Here is a 21,646-nt window from a genome sequence, read left to right as displayed (position 1 = left end):
TGTATTTCGCAGAGCATCGCGGCTTAAGCCTCGTGGTCCTTGTTGAGTTGCTCGATAAAGTACGAGGGTTTAAGTCCCGTTCTGGATGTAAAGGCATTGGTAAAACTGCGGGTATTGGTAAAGCCGAGTTCCGAGGCAATCGAGCTGATTTTATACGAGCGTACCGAGGTGTTTGTTCGCAGCAATTCCACGCCGTATTCGATGCGTAAATCGTTGACGTACTGATTGAAGTTTTTGTTTTTCTGCGTATTGATGACCTTGGAGAGGTAGGAAGTATTGGTTTTCCACAGCTCGGCCAATTGGGTCTGGGTAATGTTTTGTTTTAAGTATTCCTTATCCGCTTCAAAGCGCTCGAGTTGCCACAGGATTTGCTTGACGATATCCTCGTGTATTTCCACGCTTTTCGCGCTGTTGACATCGGCGGTTTCCGCTTCGGCTTCGGCTTCGCTTTCCGCGCTGATCTCAACGGCTGCTGTTGCCTTTGGCAGCGTGATAGGATGCAGTAAGGCTTCGTATTTTTTGCGGTATAAGCGCTGTTTTCGATAGTAGATTACCGTGGTAATCCCGATGCCAACGATCACCAGCAAACCAGCTATATACAAGTATAATGACCGCTTTTTGTTGGTTTCGATTTGCTGTTGCAGTTCCTCTTTGTATTGGTAGAGGTTTTTGTTGTCGTATTCGGTGTGCAAATAGTTGTTTAAGAACTTATAGTCTTCGCGCAGCAAACTGTCGATCTGTATGAGTACATTGGTATAATCCAATTGTTTTTCCAGGTTCTTTTTGGCCTTGTAGTAATCGATAAGAAAGACATAGGCTTGTCGCAGGTCTAAATTGGTGATTTTTTTGTCGCGGTACAATTCATCGACGCTTTCGAAGTATTCAAGGGCTTTTTCCCTTTCGCCCAATTCCCAATAATTTTTGCCTAAAAACAAATACGTCAGGTGTTCGTTGGTATAGTCTTTATTGTTTCTAATGCCTTCTAAGGAGCCTTCCAACAGGCTCAAAGAGCTCTCATAGTTTTTTAAAGCGTATTGTACGATGCCTTCCGACTGACGAAAATAGCTTTCTTCATTGTTTTTGGCCGTTTTGTTTTTAATCAATTGACAGGCTTCGAGTCCCAAGTTGTTGTAGTAGCTCGATTTTTGGTATTCGCCGAGCTGGTAATAGCACTTGCTGATCGAGCGAATCGAATTGATATAGCCCAATAGGCTGTTGATGTTGTTTTGACTTTTATAATAGGTGGCACATTCTTGATAGATTTCCAGGGCATCTTGAAACGAGCCCAGGTAATACTTTACATCGGCTATGCTGTAACGGATTTTGTGTAGGGTGTAGAGGTCGTTGGTCTTGAGTATAAACTCTTCGGCCTTTAAGCTGTTTTCTACGGAAACCTTGTAGTTTTTCTGTAAAAAGTATACGGTGCCATAGGTTTGATAGGCAATGCTGATCAATTTGTTGTCTTGGGAGGCGAGGGCAATTTGGTAAATGCTATCGGCATAGGCCAACTGCGTCGATTCTGGCGAACGAAACATCTTTTTGCGATAGGCATCGATGAGTTCTGCATTGTTGTTTTCGCTTCGTGCTTTTTGTATATAAAGGTCGATATAGCGCTTTTGCAATGGGCTATTCACCTCTTGTGAATCGATTAAGCTTACGAGTTCCGCATACGTTTTCTGAGCGATATTTTCATGTTGTGCGTGCACAACATTACTTTTTGAGAACAAAATTATACTCAAAAAGAAGATTATCGGAAGTTTGCGGGCACTTATTTTTAGCATTTTCTTGGTGTTTTGAGCAAAGCTACAATTTTTTATGCTGTATTTAAAAATCTTAAAATCAAATATATGTATTCCCTATCGTGGGTATATTTATAAATGTGCACTATAAAGAGTTGTATAGGTGAATTTATACACCTAGTTTTGAAAAAGTTAAGTTATCCAGTTAAACAATCACTATTAATCACTATACAACGATGAAAAAAACATTTTTATTATCCGTTTCCTTATTAGCGCTTTGCACGGCTTGTTCGGTAGAGTCTGATTCTGTAGAATCAGTAACTAAAATGGAAAGAGCAATTCCTGCGAAATCCGCTTTTGAATTATCGGAATCCGCTACGGTTTTAACGCAATTATACCTTGATGGTAATTACGGTCTAACCGAGATTTCCGACATCGCTAAGACGGTTGAAGGTTTGGCTGTAAGTGGAAGTTTTGCAAAGGAAGAAGGTTTGGACGTTTCGCAATATAAAGCGGTTTCTGTAACGAACCTATCTCAGATTATCGATCAAGATTGGTCGGTATTGAATGAGATTACAGCCGAAGGTCATTTTAAACAACAAATTATAAAAATGGTTGAATCTACAGATGGTTTAGAGTCTTTTATCAATGTAATTACCAATGATAAGGATTTAACCGCTGAAGAGAAACAACTATTGCACGAAGGTATTAAAATGGGCACTACAGCCCTTGAAGGAGGTATTGATGATGAGTGGGGTAAAAGGAAATTTACCGGTTATATACTTTCTCGACAAAACAGCGAATTAAACGTTGTAGTTACTAGAACTGTTTTGAATATTGCTATGAAACAGTAAATTGTTGTTTCCCTTACTAAGTAGTCCGGACTACTTAGTAACAACAACAACTTTAAAATAATTTTTTTTTATTCAAGTTAATGTTTTTCTTTTCTAATGGGTGTATTAGAAAAGATGGTTTTTCAAAAGAGGAATTGAGCAATCATTGTCGTTATGGTTGCTCGCTTTCCTCGAATATAACTACTTGAATAGGATGTTTTTACATATTTTGCAAAAAAGAAGGCCGTATTAGTGATTAAATACGGTCTTTTTTGTTTGCCTATAGGCTGATTTGTTTAGTCGCTTATCCGCCAGTTTCCGCAAAGTATATCAGTTTGCGAATTATAAAAGTACGCCCTTCAAATCCTGCACCACACTAAGCGCATCCGCGCATGAAAGCAACTGCTTAGCTGCTCGTTTCCGCAAAGTATATCAGTTGCCGAATTAAAAAAGTAGGCCCTTCAAATCCTGCACCACACTAAGCGAATCCGCGTATCAACGAATCCGCAAAACTGCTGTTTTTCGAATTATAAAAGTACTCACTTCAAATCCACCACAACCCTAGGCAAATCCGCGAATCCGCGCATCAACGACTCTGCTGTTTTTCGAATTAAAAAAGTAGATCCTTCATATTCACCACAACCCCAAGCGCATCCGCGAATCCGCGCATCAACGCATCCGCAAAACTGTTAGTTTTCGAATTAAAAGTAGGCCCTTCAAATTCTCCACAACCCCAAGCGAATCCGCGAATCCGCGCATCAACGAATCCGCAAAATTGCTGTTTTTCGAATTAAAAAAGTAGATCCTTCATATCCACCACAACCCTAAGCGCATCCGCGAATCCGCGCATCAACGAATCCGCGAATAGACGCATCCGCAAATCAATTATGATTCGCAGCTGCTGCAGCTAACTAAATTGGTGACCATTTCTTTAGAAACGCTTTGGCTGCGTTGGTAGTAGAGGGTTTTAACACCCAGTTTCCACGCTTCGATCATCAGGCGGTTGACCTCCTTAATCGGCAGTCCAGACGGAATGTTAAGGTTTAAGCTCTGTGCCTGATCCACGTATTTTTGTCGAATGGCAGCCTGTTGAATGATCTCCAATTGGCTGATCTCTTTAAAGGTCTTGAAAACGGCTTTTTCCTCTTCGGTTAATTCGGTTAATTGTTGCACACTTCCACCGCTGAGCATGATGCTTCTCCAGGTGTCTTCGTTGTCAATACCCTTTTGTTCCAACAGGATTTTGAGGTATTTGTTTTTGCGCATAAAGTTTCCTTTGGACAGCCCTGCTTTGTAATAATTGCTGCTAAAGGGTTCAATGCCCGGCGATGTTTGCCCGAGTATGGCCGAAGACGAGGTGGTCGGCGCAATAGCCATGGTCGTGGTATTTCGGCGTCCGTAGCCCTTTAGAATTTCCGGTTCGCCATAGATGCGAGCCAGTTCTTGAGTGGCTTTGTCGGCGCGTTGTTGAATGCGTTGAAAGATCTCTGTCGTGCGCATTTTAGCCTCCAAACCTTCGAAGGGGATGTTGTTTTTTTGTAGATAGGAGTGCCAGCCCAAAACGCCCAAGCCCAGTGCTCGGTGTCTTTTTGCAAAGCGATTGGCCGATTGTAGGTAATAATTCCCCTCGGTTTTTTCGATGAATTCTTGCAGTACGGCATCTAAAAAGAAAATCGCTAGTTTCACGGCTTCGGTGTCTTTCCACTCGTCGTACAACTCGAGGTTCATCGACGACAAACAACAGATAAAGGATTCGTCTATGTTTGATGGCAGCATGATTTCCGAACAGAGGTTGCTGGAATTGATACGCATATTGAGGTCTTTATAGACCTGGGGCTTATTTCTATTTACATTGTCGGAGAAAAACAAATAGGGCATGCCTTTTTGCTGGCGACTTTCGAGGATTTTGGCCCACAATTGCCTTTTCTCCGGATTGCCATCGATCATTTCTTGCATCCAATAATCGGGGATGGAAACGCCGTAAAAGAGGTTTTGAATGGGGTTTCCGATATTTCTTATCTGTATAAACTCTTCACAATCGGGATGGTCGATGTCCAGATAAGCGGCAAAGGCACCGCGGCGCACGCCCCCTTGGGAAATGGTATCCATGGCCGTATCAAAAAGCTTCATAAAGCTAACAGCTCCGCTGCTTTTTCCATTGTCGGTAACGGCACTACCGCGTTCGCGAAGATTGCCAAAGTAGCCCGAGGTTCCGCCGCCAATTTTGGTTTGCATGATTACCTCGCCCAATTTGTGGGTAATGTCTTCGATGCTATCGGGTACGTGTACGTTAAAACAGGAAATCGGCAGTCCTCGTTCCGTCCCCATATTGGCCCAAATAGGGGAGCTAAGGCTCATCCAACCGCGTTCAATCATCTCGATAAAGGAGTCTTTTAATTCGGGTTTATACAGCCGACGTGCTGCTGCCGAGCAGATGCGATCGATAGCACCTTCTACGGTTTCGCCTTTGAGCAAGTAACCGCGATTTAAAATTTGTTCGCTTTCGGAATTTTTCCACCACAGTTTTTCTTTAAGGTGAACCGATTCGTCGGTTTGTAAGGGCAATTCATTATAAGATGTGTTCATTTTTTCTTTTTCTAACGGTTTAGCAATTGGGTTTAAAACAGGTCGTCTGCCGTGATACTCTTGTCGTGTTTGGTATAGTCGACAGGTCTTTTGGCGAAGAAATCGTCCAAGCTGTTGGCAAAGACCTCTTCCTCAAACCAGGCCATGGGTTTGTACTGCTCGGCAGTAATGCCGTAGATGTCTTTTAAACCGATTTTGCGCATGCTTTCGTCCACGCGGAATTTCATGAAATTCAGTAGGTTTTCTTTGGTAACGATGTCGATTTCGCCATTTTCGAAGATCCATTCCAGGATGTTTTTTTCAATGTCGATCGAATGGGTCACCACTTCGCGTATGTGGTTTACCAATTCTTCATCGAAGAAATCGGGAAACTCTTCGCGGATTACATTGACGATGTAAATACCCGCATTGGCGTGTACTTGCTCGTCTATGGAAGTCCAGGCAATGATGTTGCTGACGTTTTTCATCAGGCCTCTAAAGCGGGTAAACGACAGTATAATCGCAAATTGACTAAACAGCGATACGTTTTCGATCAATAGCGAGAATAAAATTAAGGACACCACGTATTTTTTGCGGTCGTTGGAGTTGGCATTCTCTAAGACTTGTGACAGGTATTCCACGCGTTCTTTGATCACGGGGATCGTCAATAGCGCTTCAAACTCATCATTGTACCCCAATACTTCTAAAAGACGGGAATAGGCCTCTGAATGGCGAAATTCGCACTCTGCGAAGGTGCTTCCCAGCCCGTTGAATTCCGGTTTCGGAAAATGATGGTATAAATTGCCCCAAAAAGACTTCACCGCAACCTCAATTTGTGCTATGGCCAGCAAACTGTGTTTAATGGCAATTTGCTCCGATTTGGTCAGGTGGGAGTGAAAGTCTTGGGTATCGGCAGTAAAGTCTACTTCACTGTGCACCCAATACGATTTGTTAATGGCTTCGGTAAATTGATAAACCCCAGGATATTCGAAGGGTTTGTAATTAATTCTTTTATCAAAAATGGACATGCTAAAAATATTAGATTAAACGATAGAAGTCAATTTCGTTTTCAGTCTAAAATTTTTATTTTTCCGCTGATTAAATCAGTAAATAGTGAGTTTGTTTAAAGAGATAAGCAATTTAAAAATAAAAATTCGGATTGAAATAACAAATCGAGAATTCCCTTTATTCAAAATCAAAGCTACGATTTAAAAGCTTCTTTTTCAATATTTTGAAAATTAGTTTACTTTTTGTTATTAACATTTGTTTGATAACATTTTGCAAAAAAAGCCGCGCTCTAATTGGATATTTCAAATATCTTTTTTAAGCGCGGCTTTTTTGAGAATAAAGAGTATTTTGGGTGGATTTTATCAATCGATAACAGTGGCTTTCTCGATTGGGGTATGACTTTTTACGACCACAAAATTGGAAATCGCATAAAAAGCCTGTTTGTTGTCGGCGGAGGATTGCATATTATTGGTCCAAGGTTCAAAGGCGTATTCGAATACAAAGGCCTTGCCTGCTTTGGGGTCTTTAAGCACGTCGATACGCGTAGGTACGGCCATTCCCGGACACCAACCGGCGCGGTCTGGCGCCCAATTCCCCCTTTGGGCTTTGATCGGATTGTCTGCACAACCGATAGGTCCTAAAACATGCGGGAAGGCGTTCTGATGGTCAATTTTAATCTGATGTGTTCTAAAGCACCATTCGGCACAGCCTCTACCGCCCGCATCGTTTGGCGTGGCATGTCCCCAACCGGAAATGATGGTTCTGATGTGGGTGCTTTGCGCATTTTGAGGAACGTTGATCGTCTTCTCTAAGTCAAAGGCATGGTTCTCGCCATAGGGTACGCCTTTTAAGGAGTTTTCGTTGTATTGGAGTATGGGAGTTACCGCGGAGTACTTAAAGTCGGGCTTGCCGTAAATATAATCCAAGTCAACGCTTACCAACCAGCCGTCGGATCCCCATACTTCGGTGAAAATTCGCAACTCCACAGTACCGGTCAATACGGATTTAAAATCGGTTACATCGAATTCAAGTCCCCTTTTCAACGGGGAAGAATCCTTTCCGTAAGGCGTAATATATCGGCCTATTTCATACCATACTTGGGTTTTGGGGTCTTTGACCTGTACATTGGCAAACACGTCCCAGATGTTGCAGGGACAGTCGAATTGTACATACATTTTTATAGACTGTACCAGTTCGATATCCGTGGGTAATTGGACTGTTTTCTCGGCATTTTGTTTTTGTTCGCCTCCAAATGCCACTTTTTGTTTGTCGAAGGTTTTGTAATTAAATACGCCCTCTTTATGGGGCTCTTCTACCGGATCCGGAATTACGGGTTCCTCGGGAATTACAGGTGCGGGTATATCAACAGGGCTGTCGTCTTTGCTGTTGCAGTTTGCGGTCGTCAGTACAATGCCCAACAAAAGCAAGCAAAGGAGTAGTTTGGATTTCATAATAAAATAATTTATTTCTTGAGTTATTGTAGGTAAAAATAGAAATTATATTCACATTATGTGTGTTAGGCCAATAAAAAAAGCGAAAATCTAATGAAAGACTTCCGCTTTTTTACTAAAAAAAAGTAAGATATGGGTTAAGACAGCGAAGCGATGAGTTCTTTCCAACTCGTTAGCTCTGGAATACCCGGTTTTCTCTTGCCGAAAAATTGAACGATGATTTCGCCCATTTCATTGAAAACTTCCACGGAGGTGACTTCACCGTCTTCGGTTGGTTTTCGAACAATCCAGGTTTGCGCCACTTTGCTCATGTCTAAGTGCATGTTGAAATCCGGATCCAAGATGTTGTACCAGTTTTCGTGCCACATGGTTTTTTTGACTTCGCCGGTGTGAATTTGTATATTTCCTCGGTTGCCGACAAAGACCATAATGGGAATTTGTTGACTTGCGGCGGTTTCTAATAGCGTAACGATTGCTTGCTTGTCTATGGCTTGCGCATAATGTGCACTCGGCGCTAGGCGGAGTGCCTGTGTTCTGGTGACTTGATATTTTTTTAGCAAGCTAAAGAAATGGTGGGTGTCTTGTAGGTTCTCCCAGTCGTTTTGGAAGCCTTTGACATCGATTTCGTCATCCATGCGCTCATCGATCTGAATTTCGATTTTCTCCACGGCTTGTTCAGGCGACTGGTCTTCGGATTTGAACTTGGCAACCAAAAGGTCGAAAGCGGCTTCATCGCTGGCCGGTGTCAGGTATATTTTGTGAATCGCTTCGCCGTCTTTTCCAAAAAACTGCAGGCTTTTGCGCTCCATGCGTTCGCTTTTCTCCACTACGGCAAAGGCACTGGCCCATTGTCCGATAAAAATGCGCAAGTCGATATCTGCATTGACAAATAAACCCGCGTGAGGAGAACTGAAATCCGGATTTAAATAAATCCCTTTGCGCTCGTGTACGCATTCGTTGTTGCGCGTGAGTGCCATCACTTTACCGAGGGTTTGCACTTCGGATAAAATCGCGGTGAAATCGGATTTTAAGCGTATGGTCGTATCGGGAATTTGCGTGGCGAGAAGGGCTACTTCGCTAACTTCTAGTTCTTGTGCGGCATTTCTAATGCGCAAATGAGGTCTTTCACTTTTTAAAAGCGCCCATTTTTCTTTTAAAGAAGATGTTGCTGTATTCATGAGTGTTTTTTTGTTTAAGTTCCAAAGATAATTAAAGGATTGTTGTTGACCGGATTAACGCATACGGTACAAGGAAAATTGTAAACCGCACTGATTATTTCTCGTGTCAACACTTTTTCCGGTACGTCATAACATATTTTTTCACCCTTTTTGAGCAGCAGTATTTTATCGGAAAACTGTGCGGCCAAATTGAGATCGTGCAATACGACTACGGCGGTATTACCCCGTTGAGTAAACTGTTTGATTAAATTTAATATTTTGTGTTGATGTAAGACATCTAAATTGTTTAGGGGCTCGTCTAAGAAGAGGATTTTCTCCTCGACTTCGTTTTCGAGTTGTGCCAATACACGCGCCAGGTGAACCCGTTGTTTTTCGCCGCCTGAAAGGCTGTTATACGCTCTTTTCTGCAAGGGGAATACATCGGTTTGAGCCATGCTTTCCGCGATGGCATCCTGGTCTGCTTTTGTCGGATTGTTCTCGAAATACGGGTAGCGGCCCATCATGACGATTTCTTTAACGTCCAGTGGAATATCGGAATTGTTCTGCTGGGAGAACTTGGCCTTGTGTTTGGGTAATTCCTTGGAAGACCAGTTGTGATACGCTACGGACTTGAGTTCAATATCGTTTTTGTTCTGCCCGATTTCATTGGCCAGTAAGCTGAGCAAGGTCGATTTTCCGGCGCCGTTCGGACCGAGTATGGTAATCAACTGTCCTTTTTCTGCAAAAAAATCAATGTTTTTTAAAATGGATATACCACTTTTTACCGTATAATCTATCTGGGCTACTTTAATCATCTTACAAAGACTTTTTAAAACGAATTAATATGGCTATAAATATAGGTGCGCCCATGATGGCCGTTAAAATTCCAATCGGAATTTCTGAAGGCGCCACTAAGGTTCTGCTAAGGGTATCGGCGGTCAATAACAAGATGCTTCCCAAAACGGCCGACAGCGGCAAAATCAAATAATAATTGGATTTGAATACCAGTCGCAGTATATAGGGAACAATCAAGCCGACAAATCCGATTGTACCGGCAAAGGCCACGGCAGTTCCCACGATTAGTGCCGAAAAAATGACGATGCGACGCTTGATCTTTTCCACGGGTATGCCCAGGTGTTCGGCATCTTTTTCGCCCAACATCATCGCATTTAAAGCCTTTCCCTTATTGATGAGGAAAGAAAAGGAAACCAGGATAACCACGGCCATAATCAGGTTGGTGGTCCAATTGGCTCCCGCTAAGCTTCCCAAGGTCCAAAAGGTCAAATCGCGCAGCTGTTCCTCTGTGGACAGATAAATCAGCAGCCCTGTGGCTGCACCTGTTAGGGCTGTAATGGCCACTCCGGATAGCAACAGCACTACGATATTGGTTCTGCTGTCTACCGTAGACATTTTGTAAACAAAGCTCATCGTGATCAAGGCCCCGACAAAACTCATAATACTCAGTAGCGAATAATGTATGCTTTCCGGTAAATACGGTTTTATAGCGCTGCCCAATACGATGGTAAATGCGGCAAAGAGTACGGCTCCAGAAGTAATGCCTATTAAATCTGGCGAGGCCAAAGGGTTTTTAAACATCCCCTGAAGGCAGGTTCCCGCTACGGCCAAGCCGCTTCCTATTAAGATGGCCAATACGACCCGCGGCAGGCGAATCTGATAAAACACGTAATAATCACTGGCATTAACGTTCGGTTTATGGAGAATTAAATCGCGAATGGCCTGCAAATCATGCCCTTCAAATTGATAGACTCCTATAAATAGAGCGGCTATGGATAGCAGGAACAAGGCGATTAATAATAGTACGAGATAAACCGTTAATTTTTTTTGCATTATTTTTTACTCAATAACGAATTTAATTCAAGGGCTGCTTCGCCTAATCGCGGTCCAAAACCCGATAAAAGTTCCCCGTCCATGGCTATGATGTTTTTGTTCTTACCCGCTTTAGTAGCAGCGATACCGTCTACTTTTAATAGGCCTTCTACGCCGTTTAAGCTACCAAGACCAGAGGTAAACATCAGAATTACATCGGGATTTCCCTTGATCAACGACTCCGGTGTTAAAGGTTTGTAGTCGCTAAATTCCGAAATCGCGTTTTGACCGCCAGCCAAAGTGATCATCTTTTCAACAGGGGTGTCGGTTCCAGCTACCATTAGCGTACCCGCTCCTCTGGCGTAAATGAATAATACGGTCGGTTTGGGCTCTAAGGGTTTTAATTGCGCCAAATCACTTTTTATTTTGGCTGCCAAATGTGCGTAATTGGTTTTGCCCAATTTTTTAGCTACTTGCGCAATCATTTGTGCAGTACCGTCTTCGCTATACTCTTGATGAACCAATTCCAATTGGATGCCCGATGCCGTAATCTTGTTCTTTAATTCGTCGTTTAAATCCTTGTCAGAGGCAAAGATTAGGGTAGGCTGTAGTGCGATGATGGACTCTAGCGAAAGCGAGCGTACATGACCCAAGTCTGTCGCTGTGGTTTTGATGTCTTCGGGATAGGTGCTGGTTACATCGACACCAACTATATGAGATGATTCGCCTAAGGCGGCCAACACTTCTGTCACGGCGCCGTTTAGGGAAATGATTCTTTCCGCTTTAACCTCGGTTTTGACCTCGGTAGTTTCGTCTTTTTTGGTCTTGTCTTGACAAGAAATAACAAGCACTGCTGCGAGTGCGATGGTGAAAATGTTTTTCATGGGACTCTATTTGAATTAAATCTAAATAAAAGCAAATCTATATTTTTTTATCGACTTATAAAATATAATTAGATTAATTTTAAATTAAAATTTAATGTTATAGCAGGGGGAATACTTATCTTTGCTATAAAATTTAGTAAGTGTGAATAAACACTAACTTTGTATAAAACTCGAATATAAGATGTTAGACATTCAATCGATAAGAGCAGCATTCCCGATCCTGACACAACAGGTAAACGGGAAGGATTTGGTCTATTTTGACAATGGAGCAACAGCCCAAAAGCCCTTGGTGGTTTTAGAGGCGATAGAAGAATATTACCGTACGATAAATGCCAATATACACCGAGGCGTACACACCTTAAGCCAGTTGGCGACGGATGCCTACGAAGAGTCTCGCATAAAAATACAAAAGCACATAAACGCCAAAAGCGCGACGGAGGTACTTTTTACTTCGGGAACCACCTTTGGAATTAACTTGGTAGCCCATGGTTTTGCCAGTTTGTTAAAGGCGGGCGATGAGGTGTTGATCTCTGCAATGGAACACCATTCCAATATAGTGCCTTGGCAATTTCTTTGCGAAAGAACAGGCGCTGTATTAAAAGTGATTCCGATGAATAACAACGGAGAATTGATTATGGAAGAATTCGACCGATTGTTAAATGCAAACACCAAGGTTGTTGCGGTAACCCATGTGTCCAATGCTTTGGGAACGGTGAATCCGATTAAGTACATCATCGATGCCGCCCACGGCGTAGGGGCAGCGGTTTTGATCGACGGTGCCCAAGCCACTCCCCATATCAAACCCGATATGCAAGCCTTGGACTGCGATTTTTACGTGTTCTCGGGTCATAAGGTCTTTGGACCTACCGGTACGGGAATTCTCTATGGAAAGGAGGCGTGGCTCAATAAGTTGCCTCCGTATTTAGGCGGTGGCGAAATGATAAAAGAAGTCACTTTCGAAAAGACCACCTACGCGTGTTTGCCGCATAAGTTTGAAGCGGGAACGCCCAACATTGCCGGTGGAATTGCCCTGGGTGTGGCCATAGACTATATGAATTCAATCGGATTCGACCAAATAGCCGCCTATGAAAAGGAACTGTTGGATTATGGAACCGAGCAGCTGCTGCAGATAGCTGGATTGCACATCGTGGGAACGGCCGCGGAAAAGGCGGCGGTAATCTCCTTTAATATCGAGGGCATTCACCCCTACGACATCGGGGTGATTGTCGATAAATTAGGCGTAGCCGTGAGAACAGGACACCACTGCGCGCAACCGATTATGAGCTTTTTCGATATCCCCGGAACGGTTAGGGCTTCTTTTAGCTTTTACAATACCAAAGAGGAAATCGATGTTTTGGTCGCTGCCGTTAAAAAGGCCAAGGCCATGTTGTCTTAAAAAAACTAAGAAGCGTAAAAAATGACTATAGCACAAATACAAGAGGAAATCGTCGAAGAGTTCTCGATGTTCGAGGACTGGATGCAGCGATATGAATACATGATAGAGCTGGGAAAAAGCCTGCCCATCATAGACGAAAAGTATCAAACAGAAGAAAATTTAATCAAGGGCTGTCAATCAAAAGTGTGGTTGCACGCCGAATACACCGAGGGGAAAGTGCTGTTTACAGCCAATAGCGATGCGATTTTGACCAAGGGGATCATCGCGATCTTGATTCGCGTTTTTTCCGGTCAAACCCCTAAGGATATCTTTGAGGCCAAGATGGATTTTATCGATGAAATCGGACTTAAAGAACATCTCTCACCCACCCGCGCCAATGGGTTGGTGTCGATGATCAAACAAATAAAAATGTATTCAGTAGCCTTTCAAGCCAATAAATAAAATGGAAAACGAAATTAATGTACAAGATTTAGGAGAGCATATCGTTCGCGTTTTAAAAACGATTTTTGACCCCGAAATTCCGGTGGATATCTACGAGCTGGGATTGATATACGACGTTTTTGTCAATGAGAATTACGACGTTAAAATATTGATGACCCTGACCTCGCCAAACTGTCCGGTTGCCGAAACCCTTCCGCGAGAGGTGGAAGAAAAAGTGCGGTCTATAGACAGCGTAAACGCCGTGGAAGTCGAATTGACATTCGACCCTTCATGGACCAAGGATTTGATGAGTGAAGAGGCCAAACTGGAATTGGGAATGCTGTAATTATGGAAGGAGAAATTGTTAATAAAGTAGCCAACAGCGCCCTGATGGTGTTCGATATGGAGGATTTTTATCCGACCAATCCGCGCTTGGAACTCGATATCGCCCAGTGGCTTTACGAGGGCTTTATCTTGCGCGAAAAGGATTTTAGAGCGGCCTTAAAAGACTTCGATTGGACGGTGTATACCAACGCCTACGTGGCCTTGTACTGTTCTACCGATGCCATATTACCCGCCTGGGCCTTTATGTTGGTAACCAGTTACCTGCAACCCCTGTCCAAACAGGTGTTTCTAGGCGATAAAAAACACCTCGAAAGCTCGCTGTATCAAGGCCTACTCGACGGAATCGATTACAGTATCTACGACGGAAAAGCCACCATTATCAAGGGCTGTTCCAAACACGATATCCCCGAAGAAGCCTATATTATTGCAACTCAGAAATTGATGAAACACGCTCGTTCTGTGATGTTTGGCGAAGCCTGCTCGGCAGTGCCGATATTTAAGAAAAAAGTTTAATCCAAAACAAAGTTGTTTATTTTATAAGAAAATAGTAGTTTTGAGTATAAAAAACTCAAGAAAATGAAAAAAATTACAGTTAGTTTGCTGATGCTCTTTGCCATAATAGGAGCTCAAGCGCAAGAAGTCGCCGTAGATACGGTGGCGAGTCCTTGGACGGCTAAGGGAAATTTTTCCCTGTTGGGTAACCAGTCTAGCTTTACCAATTGGCAAGCGGGTGGAGACAACAACTTCGCCGGTACGCTGGGAATCAATTACGACATCAATTACCAGAGCGAGGATTGGAGTTGGGACAACAAGATTCAGGTGAATTACGGGATTTCCAAGGTTAAAGGGAGCGATTCCAAAAAGACCGACGACCGCATTGAACTCAACTCGGTTTTGGGTAAAAAGGCAAGCGGTAATTGGTATTATTCCGTTTTCTTGAACTTTAAAACCCAATTGGATGCCGGTATGGATCCCGATGATAAGGAACTGAGAAATTCGCATTTCTTTTCTCCGGCCTATCTTCAAATCGGACCGGGTATGTTGTGGAAAAAGTCCGACAACCTAAAGGTGAATTTTGCGCCGGCTACGTCTAGGCTGATTTTTGTTCACAAACACTTTACCGAATTGGGCCCTGCCTTTGGCGTGGAACAAGGCGATGCCATGAGATATGAACTCGGAGCTTCTGTTTCCGCATATTACAAAGCGAATCTTATGGAAAATGTATCGATAGAAAATATTTTAAACCTGTATTCCAACTATTTGGAAGATCCGCAAAATGTCGATATCGATTACCAGTTAAACTTGGTGTTGAAGATCAACAAATACCTTTCGACCAATTTCTCTGTACAAACGGTATACGACGATAACGCCTTTAGGGGTTTTCAGGTTAGACAGTCTGTCGGAGTTGGTTTAAATTATACGTTTTAAAAAAGGGTTTATATAAAAAACAAAGGCTGTCTTTCGAGACAGCCTTTGTTTTTTTATTCTAACGGGGTTTGGTCCGCGTCTTCCTGATCCCATTCGATATCCTTAAAATCGGGGTATAAGAGGTTGTTGTACGGGAATCGGGTCACGTGAATTTTGCGCACCGTTTCATATACTTTTTCCTTGAACTCCTCAAAGTTGTCTTTGTTGGTAGCGGAGATGAAAATGGCGTTATCCGCGCCCACTCGCGACATCCAGGTTTTCTTCCAGTCCTCTATGGTGTAGTGCTTGGAATTGCGCTCCGTCATCAAGTCATCGGCTTCAATCACTTCGGGTATATAGGCGTCTATTTTGTTAAACACCATGATAATCGGCTTGTGGTCGCTTTTGATTTCTTTTAAAATTTGATGAACGGATTCGATGTGGTTTTCAAAGTCGTGATGCGAAATATCGACCACGTGCAAGAGCAAATCGGCTTCGCGCACTTCATCCAACGTACTTTTAAAGGATTCCACCAATTGTGTAGGCAGTTTTCGAATAAAGCCTACCGTGTCTGAAAGCAGGAAGGGCAAATTGCCGATAACCACTTTTCTAACGGTGGTATCCAAGGTGGCGAAGAGCTTGTTTTCAACGAAAACCTCGCTTTTTCCAATGGCATTCATCAAGGTGGACTTGCCCACATTGGTATAGCCAACCAAGGCTACGCGTACCATAGCACCGCGATTGCCGCGTTGTATGGACATCTGCTTGTCGATAACCTTAATCTTGTCTTTTAAAAGGGCGATGCGGTCGCGCACAATTCGCCGATCTGTTTCGATTTCCGTCTCCCCAGGTCCGCGCATTCCAATCCCTCCACGTTGACGCTCCAAGTGGGTCCACATACCCGATAGTCGAGGTAGTATATATTGAAATTGTGCTAGCTCTACTTGGGTTCTCGCATAAGAGGTCTGCGCGCGTTGTGCGAAAATATCTAAGATGAGGTTGGTGCGATCCAGTACCTTACAATCGATTATTTTTGAAATATTCTTTTGCTGTGCCGGGGTTAACTCATCGTCAAAAATTAATGTACTGATGTCGTTCTCTACTATATAAGTGTGTATTTCCTCCATCTTCCCCGTTCCAACAAAGGTCTTGGGGTTGGGTTGCTCCATCTTTTGCGTAAAGCGTTTAATTACTTCCCCTCCTGCAGTATAGGTGAGAAAGGCCAATTCATCCAGATACTCATTTAAGGTATCCTCATCTTGATTTTGGGTAATGATGCCAACAATCACGGAACGTTCAAAATTTATTTCTTCTTTATCTAACATAGTCTGGGTTTATTACAAAAATAAGCAAAAAGTTACGGACTTGCTCCCTCCGTTATAATATTTAATAGTTCAAGCCGTTTTATGAGTAGTTTGCTGAAAGTCTTTAGAGTAGCGGTGAATTTAAGTGGGTCGTTTTTTGTATAATCGAGTTTTTGAGTTCGGTTTAGTCGTGCTAAACAGCCATACACGGCTTTTAAAGGAAGGTTTCGCGATAAATCATTAAATACTTTCGCTAACAAAAAGGCGGTTAAAAGGAAATTTTTTTAATCTTTTTGCTGATAAAATCGCTATTTCGCTGGCGATTTTTTATGTTATTATTGGTTAAAAGGACTCAACTTGGAGAATTTGAATTATTTTTTCGCTTTTTTTAACACTCTTTGTTAATATAAAGCTAAATAAATATTATATATTTGAAGCCAGACTAACCATTATGTTACCATAAATATGAAAAAAACTACTTTATTAATAGCTGTATTTTTACTGACTTTCTTCTCGTATGCGAAGCAGAGCGGTAATGCTATGGGAATTGATTCCGAAGGATCGGAGCGCAATCCCGTTAATTGGTCCAGTAAATCGTATGAGCCCACTTTAAAACTGCAAAAGTTTTTGGAGGGAGCTAGGAATACAAATCTCTGGAGTGTGCTTTTAGAAGGATCTAATTTGCTTCTATTAGACGATTTGGTGTGTACACCGCCATCAGCATTAAATTTTGATGCGCTTTCTTACAATACGGTAAGAATTAACTGGACGGGATCAACTACGGCAGCGGCTACTTATGATGTGTATTATTCTACTGTCGCCACCGTTCCAACGGCAGCGACTGCAGGACAAGTAGTGAATCTAAATGCGGTGACGACGACTTTAAATGCCTTGAATAGCAATACGACTTATTTCGTATGGGTGCGTTCGAGCTGTGTCGTTACAACAGGACCTACTACGGAAACCGTGAAAGGGGCTTGGTTGGGATCGATGAGCTTTACCACTTTGGCGAGTTTGCCCTATAACGAAGGTTTCGAAAGTGCAAACCACGGTTGGGAATTTGGAACCGGTACTCATGTCAATAAATGGGTGGCGGATACCGCGGTGAAATCTACCGGACTAAAATCCTTGTATATCTCTAAGGATAATGGAGTAACACATACTTACAATATATCGGGGACGCAAGTCACCCATGCTGTGAAGCAAATGGTTATCCCAACGGGAACCCAAGATGTGACCATTTCTTTTGATTGGATGTGTAAAGGTGATGGGTTTTTCCCCAATGCAGCCTTGGATTATTTCAAAGTTTGGGTGATTCCAGCAGCCTTTGTTCCCACTACGGGAACCTTACTAACTACCGCCAGTGGAGGTTTGTTAATTAGAGCTCGTGAGTTTAACAACAGCGCCAGTTTTGTAAGGGAAAATTTATTGATTAACCTAAGCCAGTTCGCAGGTCAAAATGTGAAATTGGTTTTTGAATGGAGAAATGATGCGACAGACGGTAATCAACCGCCTGCTGCTATAGACAATATAGTTATAAAGCAAGTTGATTGTACAGCACCTACAAATTTAGGTTACAGCAATCTGACCGATACTTCGGTAAGTTTTAATTGGACGGGAGTAGCTACACCAGCAGGTGTGAGCTATGAGGTGTATTATTCATCAGTAAACAATCCGATTATCTATGACGATCAATTGCCTACTACGCAGAATATTACGGCGAGTACCGCCCCACTAACGGGTTTAACTCCTGATACGAAATATTACGCATGGGTCAGAAGCAAATGCAGTGCTACCAGTAAAAGTGTTTGGATGGGCCCGGTGACTTTTACCACGGGTCAAGTACCGCAACAACTCCCGTATGTGGAAAGCTTTGAAGGTACCCACGGATGGAATTTAAATGCCAACCAAAGTTCTACTCAAGTCAATAAATGGCAAATTGGTACGGCTGTTCACAGTGGTATCGGAGCAAAATCCCTTTACGTTTCAAAAGATACCGGTACGACCTATGAGTATACGTTGAATCAAGAGTCGGCCTCACACGCCTATAGAGACATACTCGTCAATACAGGAGTTAACCGACTAAGTTTGTCGTTTGATTGGAAGTGTTTTGGAGAAGGTTTTACCGTGACTTCCCGTTTTGATTACTTTAAAATTTGGATGGTTCCGATCGATTTTGCACCAACGCCAGGGATTGCGATTACCGCAGCAACAAATCGTGTGCTCATCGGAAAAGATGCCTATAACAACAAACTGGAATTCGGTAGAGAGAACATAGAAATTTCAGTAAACAGTTTGAATCTAAGCGGTCAACGTGGAAGATTGGTTTTCGAATGGATCAACAACCGTTCTTTGGGCAACCAACCGCCAGCGGCTATAGATAATATCGATTTGAGAGAATTGTCTTGTGAGGCGCCTTCTAACTTGAGATTGACTGCTGTGACACAGAACTCTGCCCTTTTCAATTGGACCGAACCAGCAATAGCGGCGAACTCTTATGACTTGTATTATACCACAAGCCAAAACATGCCGATTAACAGTACAGTTCCGACTCATACAGATATTCCAACGCCGGAATTGAATGCGAGTGGATTGACTCCTAATACGATTTATTACGTATGGGTACGATCGAGCTGTGGTACGAGAGCATCGACGAAAAGCTACTGGGTAGGACCTCTTAAGATGATTACGGGGCAAATACCGGCTACTTTACCTTATACAGAAGATTTTGAAGGAACAGGACCAAGCAAATGGACGACGTTTTTCTCGGACAACATCAATAAATGGGTTGTGGGTAACGCCGCTGTAGGCGGCAATGCGAAATCCTTGTATATTTCCAACAACGAGGGTGTGAGTCATTCCTATACGTTAACGCGAGCACAGGTTTCACATGCCTATAGAGATATCGTAATTCCAGCAAGTACTTATGAGATTTTAGTAAAATTTGATTGGATGAACCGAGGCGAAGGAACAGTTGCGGCTGGACGCGATTATATGCGTGTATGGCTTGTGCCAACGGTTTATATGCCTACAGAAGGAGTAAACGTAACGGCTGCACTAAGCAGAGGTGTTCAAATCGGACGAGCCTATTATTTGAGTAACGGTGCTTTTGTAGCTGAAAATCTCGATGCAAATGTAAGCCGTTTCGCGGGTCAAACCATGCGTTTGCTTTTCGAATGGGTTAATGATGCAACGGGTGGAAGTCAACCTCCCGCAGCCATTGATAATATTGATATTAAGGTGATTACCTGTCCAAAAGTTTCCGCAATAGGTGCTTGTGTTTCTGTTGGATCTACAGAGATTTTCTGGACCGCCGGTGGTGGTGAAGAAGAGTGGGAGATTGCGGTTTACCCGACAGTTGATGGAGTAGTAGAGCCCGATCCTGCGGATATCATTACGGTGATTGACGAACCGGAATATGTGGATACTTCATTGACCATGGGAACTTCCTATACTGTTTTTGTCCGAGCGGTTTGTGGTCCGGATGACAAAAGTATTTGGGTAAAATACACGTATTCAAACATCAGTTATGATGTTTCCACCTCTGAGCCATTTTGTGCTGGTGACGAGACTTTGATTTTCCCGAACGTTGAAGGTCCTGGAGGAGTAGAGGGTTCCAAATATGGAGCAGTAGGTTGTCTTGGCTCCACACCGAACCCGGTTTGGTACTTTTTAAAGATTAGAAACGCCGGAGATTTGAATTTCCGCATAGTTCAAAATACGAGTATAAATTTTAATGGAAGAGGTTTAGACGTGGATTTTATCGCTTTCGGCCCTTTTGCTAATATGCGTGAGGCTTGTGCCCGTATCGATTTAAGAAACCCTGGAGCCAGTAGTTCTTTTGCGTGTAGCTATTCGTCTGCTGTTATAGAGAACTTCAGTATACCTAATGCTGAAGAAGATCAGATTTACGTTTTATTGATTACGAATTATGTAGGAACAGCTGGTTTTATCAAATTGGAGCAAAGTGGTGGCTCGGGAGTTACGGATTGCAGTTTTAATTGCGACGTAAGTCTGGGCAAGGATAAGATTTTTTGTGATGTCGAGGAGTATGAAATCGTAGCCAAAGTCTCTGCTGGTGGAGATACCGAAGGAATGACCTTTACTTGGTTTAAAGATGGGGATTTAATGGATCCTGCGACTCATAATACCGATAGAATCACCGTTACCGAAAGTGGTAAATACGAAGTTTTGGTCGAGAAGGCCGATTGTAAAGAGAATCCCAAAGCGGAAGTCACCATTAAATTTTTAAAATCGTATGCCGGAGAAGAACCAGTTGGAATCGATGTTTGCGATAATGGCGACGGAACGGGTGATTACGACTTAAAGCAAAGAGGAGATTACTTTATCAGTACCGATCCAAATCCGGACCGAGCAGGTTTAGAGTTCTCGGCTTATAAAACCTTGCTTGATGCGCAGAATAATGTGGATCCGATTTCGTTAGAAACGGTATATACAACCGTACCAACTACGGTATACTTTAAGATTGATAGAAAAGAAGCAGCGAAGTGTTTTGTGATTTTTCCATATAAATTGGGGATGAAAGAAGTCCTTTCTCCTGTGGTAGATTTTAAATATCCAGCCCCAATCTGTATTAATAACGATGTAACCATAGTACCGGAGTTGGTAGATGGATTTACTAAAGGAGGAAGTTTTTCAGTAGATAAGAAAGGCTTGGCCATCAACGGTGGAACCGGTGTAATCGATGTAGCGGCAAGTGAAGCAGGTAAGTATGCGGTGACGTATACCTTTAAGATTCCGTTCGGCTATTGTGGTGAGCACGCTAGTTTTACTACGGAAATTGAAGTTTTTGCCCGATTCCAAATCAGTTATGATGGGGAATGTAGCGGTGGACAATATCGATTGAGAGTGATTGATTTATTGCAAAATATCGATATGGACAAAGTGGACTATCAATGGCGCGGTCCTAAGGACTTTACTTCAAACAGCAAGCAAATCATCGTGGAAGACAGTGGAAGCTTTAGTGTTTTAGTAACCACAGGCGACGGCTGTTTTGAAACCTTGAACATAGAGTTGGATCGCGTAGATTGTATGATTCCTAAGGGATTATCTCCTAATGGAGACGGTATAAACGATTCGTTTGACTTGTCTCGTTATCAAGTGAATAGCTTGGTGATTTTCAATAGACAAGGCCGAAAAGTGTATTCACATGGAATTGGGTATACCAATCAATGGAAGGGACAGTCGGACGGCGGATCAGCCTTGCCAGACGGAACGTATTTCTATGAAATAGTTACGGCTACAGAGAGTTTTACCGGTTGGATTCAAATCAATAAATAGAACAGTAGA

The 21,646-nt window shown here is 42.8% G+C and carries 16 protein-coding genes; 7 read left to right on the top strand and 9 right to left on the bottom strand.

The annotated features are described in order from the left end of the window. Nucleotides 1-23 precede the first annotated feature (23 nt). Entirely contained in the window at nucleotides 24-1,706 is a 1,683-nt protein-coding gene (locus ACQZ43_RS04065) for a helix-turn-helix domain-containing protein (protein WP_430614659.1), read from the bottom strand. A gap of 269 nt (nucleotides 1,707-1,975) precedes the next feature. On the opposite strand from ACQZ43_RS04065, the gene ACQZ43_RS04060 reads away from it, so the two are divergent. Then, nucleotides 1,976-2,593, top strand: a complete 618-nt coding sequence (locus tag ACQZ43_RS04060) for a hypothetical protein (protein ID WP_430614657.1) — start codon at nucleotides 1,976-1,978, stop codon at nucleotides 2,591-2,593. Between the two features lie 864 nt (nucleotides 2,594-3,457). Here ACQZ43_RS04060 and ACQZ43_RS04055 read toward each other — a convergent pair. The 7 genes from ACQZ43_RS04055 to ACQZ43_RS04025 all read right to left on the bottom strand — a co-directional run bounded on the left by ACQZ43_RS04055 (nucleotide 3,458) and on the right by ACQZ43_RS04025 (nucleotide 11,464). Beyond that, nucleotides 3,458-5,158, bottom strand: coding sequence for a ribonucleoside-diphosphate reductase subunit alpha (locus tag ACQZ43_RS04055; protein ID WP_430614655.1), 1,701 nt, complete (start codon nucleotides 5,156-5,158; stop codon nucleotides 3,458-3,460). A gap of 32 nt (nucleotides 5,159-5,190) precedes the next feature. Then, on the bottom strand, nucleotides 5,191-6,165 hold the full coding sequence (locus ACQZ43_RS04050; RefSeq protein ID WP_430614654.1) for a ribonucleotide-diphosphate reductase subunit beta: 975 nt from the start codon (nucleotides 6,163-6,165) through the stop codon (nucleotides 5,191-5,193). Between the two features lie 342 nt (nucleotides 6,166-6,507). Further along, nucleotides 6,508-7,596 carry a peptide-N-glycosidase F-related protein gene (locus tag ACQZ43_RS04045; protein WP_430614653.1) on the bottom strand — a complete coding sequence of 363 codons (1,089 nt, stop codon included), beginning with the start codon at nucleotides 7,594-7,596 and terminating at the stop codon, nucleotides 6,508-6,510. 137 nt (nucleotides 7,597-7,733) lie between these two features. Further along, nucleotides 7,734-8,774, bottom strand: a complete 1,041-nt coding sequence (locus ACQZ43_RS04040) for a hemin-degrading factor (protein WP_430614651.1) — start codon at nucleotides 8,772-8,774, stop codon at nucleotides 7,734-7,736. A gap of 14 nt (nucleotides 8,775-8,788) precedes the next feature. Next, on the bottom strand, nucleotides 8,789-9,568 hold the full coding sequence (locus ACQZ43_RS04035; RefSeq protein WP_430614649.1) for a heme ABC transporter ATP-binding protein: 780 nt from the start codon (nucleotides 9,566-9,568) through the stop codon (nucleotides 8,789-8,791). A 1-nt stretch (nucleotide 9,569) separates the two neighbouring features. Continuing rightward, on the bottom strand, nucleotides 9,570-10,601 hold the full coding sequence (locus tag ACQZ43_RS04030) for a FecCD family ABC transporter permease (protein WP_430614647.1): 1,032 nt from the start codon (nucleotides 10,599-10,601) through the stop codon (nucleotides 9,570-9,572). Next, nucleotides 10,601-11,464 (bottom strand): heme/hemin ABC transporter substrate-binding protein, encoded by an 864-nt coding sequence (locus ACQZ43_RS04025; RefSeq protein WP_430614644.1) that lies wholly within the window; start codon nucleotides 11,462-11,464, stop codon nucleotides 10,601-10,603. The genes ACQZ43_RS04030 and ACQZ43_RS04025 overlap by 1 nt, the downstream gene beginning before the upstream one ends. A gap of 181 nt (nucleotides 11,465-11,645) precedes the next feature. Here ACQZ43_RS04025 and ACQZ43_RS04020 point away from each other — a divergent pair, with 181 nt between their 5' ends. From ACQZ43_RS04020 to ACQZ43_RS04000, 5 genes are all read left to right on the top strand, one after another. Continuing rightward, nucleotides 11,646-12,860 (top strand): aminotransferase class V-fold PLP-dependent enzyme, encoded by a 1,215-nt coding sequence (locus ACQZ43_RS04020; RefSeq protein ID WP_430614641.1) that lies wholly within the window; start codon nucleotides 11,646-11,648, stop codon nucleotides 12,858-12,860. Between the two features lie 21 nt (nucleotides 12,861-12,881). Next, the gene (locus ACQZ43_RS04015) at nucleotides 12,882-13,301 is read left to right on the top strand and encodes a SufE family protein (RefSeq protein WP_430614639.1); all 420 of its coding nucleotides are present in this window, start codon (nucleotides 12,882-12,884) and stop codon (nucleotides 13,299-13,301) included. 1 nt (nucleotide 13,302) lies between these two features. Beyond that, the gene (locus tag ACQZ43_RS04010; RefSeq protein WP_430614637.1) at nucleotides 13,303-13,626 is read left to right on the top strand and encodes a DUF59 domain-containing protein; all 324 of its coding nucleotides are present in this window, start codon (nucleotides 13,303-13,305) and stop codon (nucleotides 13,624-13,626) included. Between the two features lie 2 nt (nucleotides 13,627-13,628). Next, nucleotides 13,629-14,138, top strand: coding sequence for a DUF2480 family protein (locus tag ACQZ43_RS04005; RefSeq protein WP_430614635.1), 510 nt, complete (start codon nucleotides 13,629-13,631; stop codon nucleotides 14,136-14,138). A 63-nt stretch (nucleotides 14,139-14,201) separates the two neighbouring features. Continuing rightward, nucleotides 14,202-15,053, top strand: a complete 852-nt coding sequence (locus tag ACQZ43_RS04000) for a DUF3078 domain-containing protein (RefSeq protein ID WP_430614633.1) — start codon at nucleotides 14,202-14,204, stop codon at nucleotides 15,051-15,053. Nucleotides 15,054-15,106: 53 nt separating this feature from the next. On the opposite strand, the gene hflX is transcribed toward ACQZ43_RS04000, so the two are convergent. Continuing rightward, on the bottom strand, nucleotides 15,107-16,357 hold the full coding sequence (hflX, locus tag ACQZ43_RS03995; protein ID WP_430614630.1) for a GTPase HflX: 1,251 nt from the start codon (nucleotides 16,355-16,357) through the stop codon (nucleotides 15,107-15,109). 444 nt (nucleotides 16,358-16,801) lie between these two features. Here hflX and ACQZ43_RS03990 point away from each other — a divergent pair, with 444 nt between their 5' ends. Then, entirely contained in the window at nucleotides 16,802-21,637 is a 4,836-nt protein-coding gene (locus ACQZ43_RS03990; RefSeq protein ID WP_430614628.1) for a fibronectin type III domain-containing protein, read from the top strand. The last annotated feature ends 9 nt before the right edge of the window (nucleotides 21,638-21,646 follow it).

Origin of the sequence: Flavobacterium sp. JP2137 (assembly GCF_050562195.1) — a bacterium.
Lineage (GTDB): Bacteria > Bacteroidota > Bacteroidia > Flavobacteriales > Flavobacteriaceae > Flavobacterium.
The sequence above is the reverse complement of the archived record's forward strand: the minus strand, read 5'-3'. Positions and strand labels throughout refer to the sequence as shown.